General features: G+C 53.9%; 6 protein-coding genes and 1 pseudogene. 2 read left to right on the top strand and 5 right to left on the bottom strand.

All coding sequences use genetic code 11. From position 1 onward, the window contains the following. The 3 genes and pseudogenes from A6U95_RS21230 to A6U95_RS21220 all read right to left on the bottom strand — a co-directional run. Positions 1 to 687: pseudogene (locus A6U95_RS21230) on the bottom strand (ATP-binding protein); the annotation flags it as partial. Continuing rightward, complete coding sequence (locus tag A6U95_RS21225; protein ID WP_065685906.1) at positions 674 to 1,726, bottom strand: DsbC family protein; 1,053 nt, start codon at positions 1,724 to 1,726, stop codon at positions 674 to 676. The pseudogene A6U95_RS21230 and the gene A6U95_RS21225, both read right to left, overlap by 14 nt. A gap of 108 nt (positions 1,727 to 1,834) precedes the next feature. After that, complete coding sequence (locus A6U95_RS21220; protein WP_065685905.1) at positions 1,835 to 3,046, bottom strand: conjugal transfer protein; 1,212 nt, start codon at positions 3,044 to 3,046, stop codon at positions 1,835 to 1,837. A gap of 79 nt (positions 3,047 to 3,125) precedes the next feature. On the opposite strand from A6U95_RS21220, the gene A6U95_RS21215 reads away from it, so the two are divergent. Both A6U95_RS21215 and A6U95_RS21210 read left to right on the top strand, forming a co-directional pair. Continuing rightward, entirely contained in the window at positions 3,126 to 3,398 is a 273-nt protein-coding gene (locus tag A6U95_RS21215) for an antitoxin (protein ID WP_065685904.1), read from the top strand. Further along, on the top strand, positions 3,398 to 3,766 hold the full coding sequence (locus A6U95_RS21210) for a type II toxin-antitoxin system PemK/MazF family toxin (protein ID WP_065685903.1): 369 nt from the start codon (positions 3,398 to 3,400) through the stop codon (positions 3,764 to 3,766). The genes A6U95_RS21215 and A6U95_RS21210 overlap by 1 nt, the downstream gene beginning before the upstream one ends. Positions 3,767 to 3,820: 54 nt before the next feature. Here the strand turns inward: A6U95_RS21210 and excA are convergent, their stop codons facing one another. Beyond that, entirely contained in the window at positions 3,821 to 4,477 is a 657-nt protein-coding gene (excA, locus tag A6U95_RS21205; protein WP_198927314.1) for a plasmid IncI1-type surface exclusion protein ExcA, read from the bottom strand. A gap of 49 nt (positions 4,478 to 4,526) precedes the next feature. Continuing rightward, positions 4,527 to 6,671, bottom strand: coding sequence for a DotA/TraY family protein (locus A6U95_RS21200; RefSeq protein ID WP_065685902.1), 2,145 nt, complete (start codon positions 6,669 to 6,671; stop codon positions 4,527 to 4,529). Between the last annotated feature and the right edge of the window lie 227 nt (positions 6,672 to 6,898).

Raw genomic sequence — 6,898 nt, 5'->3', positions numbered from 1 at the left:
GATGCCGAAGGCATTGACCGTATTGGTTTGCGGCCGGTTTTTGACATCTTCCAGCAGCTCCTGAGCCCGCGAACGACCGCCGGTGATGAAGTTCATCATCCGCAGATCGTCTTCACGACCAAAGCGCCGCGCCAGAGACGCAATCGCCAGCGCCACGTCGTTCTGTGCCTTGGCGTCGGAGTAAATCAACCCCTTGCCCAAACTGAGCTGGTTGAGCACATAACCCAGCAGCGTTTCCGTTTTGCCGGCACCGGTGGTGCCAAACATCAGAATGTGCCGCGTCATGTCATCCATCGACAACCACAGTTCACGCCCAGCATCACGCCCACGGAGATACCCCAGATAGAGGATGCCGGCCGCCTTGCCCATGGCGATACGCATAACCGTTACGGGCAAGAAGCCAAACAGCTTGCCCGGCACCTGCCGTTGTGTAGAAGGATCGAGCCGATCCATATCGGTCGGCATGCGCATCGGCATTTGCCAGGGTTCCATCAGCATCGCGGGCGCCCAGAACATCATCACGGGCAGCGTTAACCACAATGTGACCGGCCAAACCACACCGGCGATGACAGCCCCGGTCATCCCCAGCGCCAGCCCTCCCGGGGACAGCATCCAGTCCCCCAATGCTGAGTGATAAACACGGCGGTTAACGCGGTTGCGTTCAACACCGTAGTCAGTGGGTTGCATTCAGCGTCTCCTTCTCACTCAGAAACTGACTCAGTTGGGCGGGGTCTCGCAGGACCGCCTGGGGTACATAGCGACCATCATCCGCAATCACCCAAGGCGTACCCGGAATGCGATAGGCCTGATAGGCCACTTCGTTGACGCCCAATGCCTTTTCAGCCACATCACAGGCACTATCGGCTTTCTTGTCGACTGGGCGTTGTTTACCCAGCTGCAGTCCATCCGTGCCAACCGTAAATAATGCCTGCCAGGCAGCCGGCCGTTGCGCTGGCGGCAAGCACAACACCGGGGTGATGGCAGCAATGGATTTCTCGCGCCCAATCACGGCCACTGGGAAGACGACCACGTTCGCCAAATGGGCTGCAACCACTAATGCAGGCTCGAGATACCTGCAATTAGGGCAGTTGGGATCGGCAAATACATACAAAGTGCGGTCATGGCCAGAGGAATAGTTCACGGTGAACAATTGGCGATCGGCCGCACTTTTCAGCTTCTGCGGCAGGGTAGCCCGGACTGACGCCGGCAGCGCCCAGCCATCTTCTGGCGCGGCAACTCGCGCTTGCTGGACGGGTACAGGTATTTCAGGGGAGACGACATTATTAGCGCTGGCCAACGAAGAGCGTGCCGGCGGCACAACCAGAGGCGGTGGTGCCAGGCTAACCGCAGGCCCCACCGCCAACGGTGCCCCCTCCCGGGACTGCTCCAGGTAAATACCCAGCATGACCCCGATAAACAGCAATGCACCGGCCATCGTCAACCGGGTACTCCATCGGGAGCACCATTTTTCCGCCTGCTGCAGCTGTGCACCGGACAAGGCCGCAAGCAGTTGGTCGTTGCCACCATGGGCGCTGGACTCAACCGTGAACACATTTCCCAACGTGTCACAGCACATCACCCCAGCGTCAGACAGGAAAAATGTCGGCTGTCGGCGCCGGTCGACAGTACACAAAGTACGGATGCCGTCCTCCCCGCTACGCTTGACGACTAACAGGTTATCGCGGATGTATACGGAGAACGGTGCATAGTTTGACTTTGAACGCATGGAATATCCTTTTAATTCAAATAGGATCGACACCAGAGCCTGAGTAGCCTGGCCTACAAATGGGGAAAAATTCGGTGGGTGTAATCAGATAAATCAAGAGGGGAAATGCTACGGTGCCGTTGCCTCCTCGCTGTCCGGCTGAGCAGTAACGGCATAAACAGCTGACATCACCGACTGTTCTGCCGCCTGGCGACGACAAATAACCCCCGGTGTATACGGATAGACCAAGCCCAGACTTTCCAGATCGGCCTGCAGCCCTTCAACAGCTTGATCCACCATGATCCCCGGACGGGGCAATCCCAACTTGCCAGCGCGCACCTCGGCACGAGCCTGGGCGGTAATACCAGCCCCCTCGACAAACACCTTGGCGGTATCTGCAGAATGCAGGCCATACCACAATGTACGGTCAACGCCCTTGAGCCAACGAAAACGCGCCGGGGGCAATCGCAGGTCACGGGCATACAACCCAACCAGCGCACTGCGCACATACCCATGTCGCGCCAACCACTCGTTGACGCCTGGTGCTTGAACCACGCGTTCAAACGCTGCATTGGCCAACGGGAACAACGGCACAGGTGAAACCCGCTTGCGCCGTAAAAAACGCCGCACTACGCAGGAGCGATTCAGGTCATCCAGCAACCTTGACGCTGCCGCCCGATCGTTGAGGAATACCTGCAGGCCAAACACCGCCAGCAATGCGCGTTCATAAGGATGCCACTTTGTCACATCACACATTGATTTACCCAACTGCGCAGTGAAGACCTCCGCTGCAGCAGTCCGATCGAGCGTCTTGCGTTGAACGAGTTGATGTTGCGTGGTGAAGTCTTCGGGTTTCAGTGCCCAAACGTGAGCCGGAGCGGGATCATTCATCAGGCCATCCGACCCGGATGCCATGGCCAGAACGGGCATAACGGAAGGGGCAAAACCACTGACCAGATCCGGCAACGTATGGACATTGATGGGCCGTTTGCTGCGAAAAGCCAGCGCGGGGTGCTGCACCAGCGCAATAACGCAGGCCACAACGATCGGCACCAGGAACAACAGCAAGATACCTGAAGTGGCGTTCATCACATTAAGCCACTTATCGAAGGTAACGCTGGCGGCGTGATTGGCCGTGTCGACCAGCAGGTTTATTTTTCCACCGGCCCAGTTATGGATGCGGGGAACATCTACCGCAGTCCAGAGCCAGTACAATACCCAGCAACTCCAGTACACAAATGAATCAAAAAATAGCCAGCACAATAGAACGGCAGCACAGAAGGCCAGGAACATTTGCCCTTGATCGCCGTCCCAGGCGCTTTGCGATGAACGGTTTTGCATGAATAACCTCTTGCAGTGTGACTTTATGTAACTTCGTGCTATATTAAGTGTGAGACAAAGTTACACATAGGAGTATCAAATGAGCGTCACCAAATTACGCCAGCAAGGGGGAGCGGTTGTCCTCACGATCCCTAGCGACATTGCGGCACTCATGGGATGGACCGTGGGTACAGCATTGGATATCGCCCCAAACGCCGATGGCATCAGCATCAAACCCGCAGCCCGTGTGGCGCGAGGCCGTAAAACGGTCGCTGAGTTACTTAAGAGTATTGATGAGAACGAAATTGCCGTGTTCAACGATGCCATGAGTGACGATCTTGCTTCCGGTAACGTTGGACGCGAGGCACTCTGATGGCTCCTAAAAGAAGGATCCCCAGCAAGGGAGAAATCTGGCACGTTGATGGCGATCCCGTATCAGGTAGAGAGTTTAAAGGTGCGCATTACTATCTGGTTATCTCTGAGCAGGCATTGGTCGCCAAGCTGGGTACGGCCATCTGTGTCCCCATCACGAGTGGCGGTGGACTTGCACGTTCTGCATCCGTAACGGTCTATCTTGATGGCAACTCTACCGATACGGGAAAGATAACAGGGGTCGCCTTATGTTATCAGGTCAGAGCACTGGATCTGGCCATGAGAGGCGCAAGCTATGCGGCAAAAGCAGAAACGCACATCGTTAATGAAGTTCTCGGTCTGGTCGTCGACTTAATCGATCCACAGTAAAAAAACACCGGCTCAATGGCCGGTGTTTATAGAGGATGGAGGGGGAAAATCAACTCAGGCTAAACGGGGTATCACCAGATTATTTTCACGCTCCAGCTGTTCACGGTGAATATCAACATACTCAGAGAACGGCATCGCCGGCTGATATTGCTTGAACTCCATCGACCCCAGCGTATCAAACCAGCGCTGGCCCCACGGGGTAGCAATTTCAATGCGGGGCAGCTCAGGGAGCTTGGTGTAAAGGCGGAACATCTTTCCTTCCACTTCCCGATTGGTCCAGTCATTCATATCCAGTCCAATCACGTCGACTTCACCTTTGCGGATACGGTGCACGTAAAGGATGGTGCCACGCTTGATATCGATACCCAGATATTTACCATCACCTTCATGGTACATCTCATAGCCTTGTTCTGGCATAAAGAAATCGGAACTTTTTATATCATTTGTAATGACTCGCAAAAGACGACGCTTATTAAAAGCCGAGAGGAAAAACACTCCAACAGGAATAAGCACCGCTGCCCAAACAATAGACGTGAAAATAATGGCATTATTTTGTTGAGAGCCTAATCCAGAGTCAAATGACATAAAAGTATAGATAACAGCTACAAATAGTAGAAATGGTAACGCCAATAAACCATAAGCAAGTTTAACTAAGAAAAAAAATACTTCCTTTACTGACTTTGTCCGCTTCACCATCGTTTTATTCTCCATAGTGACTGTCCATATTATACCCAACCACTGTGTATTTGTCAGGGGATTTCTACTGTATTCCATCAGTTTCATTCCCTTTTCCAGACCGCTTCGGCATATTGCGAATACCAGGAATTCGCTGCGAACCGGCACCGGCAGCACCGAACATATTTTTCATATTATCGACCAGTCCACCCATAACATTATTCCCTTCTCGACCACCGAGGAATGAGATCACATAGTCCGGCAGTGATGCCTGTAGACTGAATAAACGCGTCACACCGAAGGTCGCAATACGCGCATAAATCATCAACCAGCCAACCATTTTTACGAGCCCAACAATGGAATCTGCATTAGCATTGGCGAGTGCTGGAGCGAACAACAAGTTCAGTACCGTCCCGCCGGCAATCGCCGCCACAGAGGCGAAGAAAAAACCCAGCACCATCAGCGAAGGCCGTAACATCATGTCGATCAGGAAAATATACCCATACGCGCTGCGGCTCCCCTTGTCCTCCTCTGCCCCCAGATGCGTCGCTGACCACATTGGTCCTGCTGCGCACCCAATCAGCACGCTGACAATCCAGTTAAAGAAGCCTGTCATCCAGAAAACAAAAGGGACAGCCGGCAAAAATACCGCCAGTGAGAACCCGATAGCCAACAGCGCAAACATAAAGAAGTAGAACATCGGCGCCAGCGCGCCCATCACATCCTTCACCACAGCCCCGGCATCAACCGCAAAAAGATGACTGGCCCACCCCACCGGTGAGTTACTGGCCGCCGATGCAATCGCCCAAGTGCCAGCATACGCCGCCATCAAGGTTTCGGTCGTACCTAACGTGTAATCTCCAAGTTCTTGCATCTTGATTAGCGGGTTGACCTGATTAGAAAAATCGGCGTCGGTGCCCCATTTTTTTGTTGCTATCCAGTTTGTTAATCCCTGCATTGGGCTTCTAAGCACGTTGATCACAACAGAATTAGGCTCTTTTGGAGCTCCAGCCGCACTAATCTCACTCTCCGTTTGTGTCCCCAGTGGCGGTGTATAGGTACTGTTCTGCACCTGTGCGCGATAGGCGGTAAACACCTGGTTGTACAAGTCTCCCGTACCGTGCTCACCCACCCCACTCATGCCACTGGTGATAGGCGTCGCGTTGGCCACATCGTTGGTTTTACTGTTGGCGGTCGCGAAGGTGTGATACCAGGCCCCCAGAGAAACCCAGCCATAGCTCTTGATCTGATTGACCAGTTGGCTCTGCAGCGAATCCTTGTAGTTGATCTGGTTCAGCGCTTTGTTGACCGTATCCTCATAGTCGGCCGCCGCATTCTGGATGTCGGTTTCCACATCCTGAAAACGGCCACTGTCCTGATCACGCTTACTCAAATAGGTATCGACAAAGTCCATGGCCGCCCGATCCAGCGACGTCTGCATCCTATCCAGCGCCTGCTTTTGTGACGCCACCACATTGTCGGTATCGACCTTGCTGTCAAACAACACGTTCCAGACACCGCTACGGGCAGAGTTCGGTGTTTTCGCCGACCCGCAAATGGCGCTACCATTACCGGTCTCATACTCACCGTTGCCCCCTTTCGTGCTCATCAGAGGTGTATTCGCTTCCCCTGACGCATAAAGTGCCTGCAGTTCGCGGTTGATGGCATATTTGCACAGGTTCATTTCAAAAATGGCCCGTGCAGCTGAACGGGTCGCCGGCGCGGTCGGCTGCGTGACCATCGAATACCCGCTGGCCATCATATCTGCCGCTTTATCTGTCAGCAGATTGGCACTACCGACGCCCATCACCGACGCCGCCCACAGCATCACCAATTGCGAAATCGACCACCCCGAGCCGGTAGGGACCAGCGTGATAAAGCCCGCAAACGTCATAACCGGGTACAGCATCGAGCGAGCACCATTAAACACACGCCCTTCATGCCCGGCTTTCACGACGGTTTTCATCGTCACGGTTAAAAACCAGAACAGGGCTATGGCACAAAGCACACCGTTGATAATTGCAAACAGCGAGCCAATCAACGTTTGTTGCCCAGGGTTAAACGGATGTAGAACCACATCCCCAAAGATCATGACCAGCGCCTGGCGCGATAAGTCATTGGTTTTCTGTGCAGCGTCCGCGATGGTCTGATAGTTCACCCCATCGGCGAACGCCGGCCAGGAAAAGAGCAGCAGCAAGCCTGCTGACCACAGCCTTTTGAGAAATTTCATCGTGTTATCCGTATATTGTGTCCCCGGCAGATCGCAGGGTAGAAGGCAGGGAAATGAATGATGCGTCAAAGGGAATAACGCCAACGTCAATGCAGTGGGGCTGTCAGCGCCAATAGCCTAATGACACCACTTGCCGGCAACAGCGATTCTCCGACCGGAAATCACCGAACGTCCCCTTTTCTTCTTTACTGACGCGCTGCGTATTGAGTTGCCACAGGCGATACGTC

This window comes from Serratia sp. 14-2641 (assembly GCF_001692375.1).
Lineage (GTDB): Bacteria > Pseudomonadota > Gammaproteobacteria > Enterobacterales > Enterobacteriaceae > Chania > Chania fonticola_C.
The sequence above is the reverse complement of the archived record's forward strand: the minus strand, read 5'-3'. Positions and strand labels throughout refer to the sequence as shown.